The organism is Pseudomonas fluorescens (assembly GCF_902497875.1).
In the GTDB taxonomy this organism is placed as follows: Bacteria; Pseudomonadota; Gammaproteobacteria; order Pseudomonadales; family Pseudomonadaceae; genus Aquipseudomonas; species Aquipseudomonas fluorescens_BR.
This window is the reverse complement of record NZ_CABVHY010000130.1, coordinates 1-1,508: the sequence shown is the minus strand read 5'-3', so window position 1 is coordinate 1,508 and position 1,508 is coordinate 1. Positions and strand designations below refer to the sequence as shown.

The 1,508-nt window shown below is 59.6% G+C and carries 1 protein-coding gene; it reads left to right on the top strand.

What is annotated here, in order from left to right:
• The first annotated feature begins 215 nt into the window (after window positions 1-215).
• The gene (locus F8N85_RS34130; RefSeq protein ID WP_150804438.1) at window positions 216-1,310 is read left to right on the top strand and encodes a DUF1615 domain-containing protein; all 1,095 of its coding nucleotides are present in this window, start codon (window positions 216-218) and stop codon (window positions 1,308-1,310) included.
• Window positions 1,311-1,508 lie beyond the last annotated feature (198 nt).

The window sequence follows — 1,508 nt, the reverse complement described above, 5'->3', positions numbered from 1 at the left end:
GGGGCAAGCCCCCTCGCCACAAGTTTTGCGCATGGCCTGTAATAGCATGCGCAGTCCTCAGAATCTCAATTGAAGTACAACGGCATTTCCTTTTCCATTGCCAAGGGTGCGGAGCAGACACCTGATATTGAACAGCCGTTCGGCTCAAGGGTCGATATCCGCGGTGGCTTTGTTCATAGTCGCTCCATTGGCCCAACAGCTTGATTCGGGGAAACATGCGCGCAAATCGATTAATCATGGGTATCGCCACCTTGCTGGTGCTGGCCGGCTGCGGCAGCCAACGCACCCAGGAGGCGCCGGCACGACCGGCCGAGGTGAAGGCGAAGCTTGTTCGGCTATTGCCGCCCAAGACCGTTGACCGTGAGGGCTGGGCCACCGACATCTATGCAGCTTTCGCCGCGCAAGGCCTTGCGCCGACCACGGAAAACCTCTGTTCAGTACTGGCAGTGACCGAACAGGAGTCGACTTTCCAGGTTGATCCCGCAGTGCCGGGGCTGGGGAAAATCGCCCGGGAGGAGATCGACCGCCGCGCGGCAGCGGTGCATGTCCCCAGTCTTTTGGTGAACGGTGCCCTGATGGCTCGCTCGTCGAACGGTAAAAGCTACAGCGAACGCCTGAATGCCGCCCGCACCGAAAAGGAAATCAGCGGCATTTTCGACGACTTCATCGGCATGGTGCCAATGGGCCGCACCCTTTTCGGGAGTTTCAATCCGGTACATACCGGCGGCCCGATGCAAGTCAGCATCGACTTTGCCGAAAGTCAGGCGCAGGACTATCCCTATCCCATGGAAGGTTCGATTCGCCGGGAAGTATTCAGCCGGCGCGGTGGCCTGTACTTCGGTATCGCGCATTTGCTCGGTTATCCGGTGAGTTACTCCAAGCCGCTGTATCGCTTCGCCGATTTCAATGCCGGTTGGTACGCCAGCCGCAACGCCGCTTTCCAGAATGCCGTCAGCAGCGCTTCGGGCATCCCCCTGGCCCTCGATGGCGACCTGATTCTCCACGGCTCAATCATGCCCGGGACCACGGAACTGGCGGTGCGCACCCTGGGCAAGCAGCTTGGCCTGCGCAACCCGACGATCAGACGCCAGCTGGAGCAGGGCGACAGCCTGGAATTCGAAGACAGCACGCTCTTCCGGCGAGTCTTCGCCTTGGCCGAGCAGGCTGAAGGTAAACCACTGCCCCGTGCGGTGTTGCCGGGTATCGTGCTGAAAAGCCCGAAAATCACCCGAAAACTCACCACCGCCTGGTTCGCCAAACGGGTCGACGAACGCCATCAGCGCTGCATGAAAAGGGCAGCGGGTCGTTGACCGTGCGAACTGATCACCCATAAAAAAGCCCGGCTGATCAAGCCGGGCTTTTGGGTTGAGTGCCGCAGTAAGGCTATTCATGCATGGTTCTGATTCTGGGTCAGACGATCCGAACCACCTTCAGCGACGCGGTTTTCGATCAGACGATCCGAACCGCCTTCGGCAACACGGCTTTCGATCAAGCGATCCGAGCCTCCT

Bases quoted from the DNA above. Each gene is read 5' to 3' on its own strand.
- F8N85_RS34130 (WP_150804438.1), top strand. From the start codon at position 216: ATGCGCGCAAATCGATTAATCATGGGTATCGCCACCTTGCTGGTGCTG.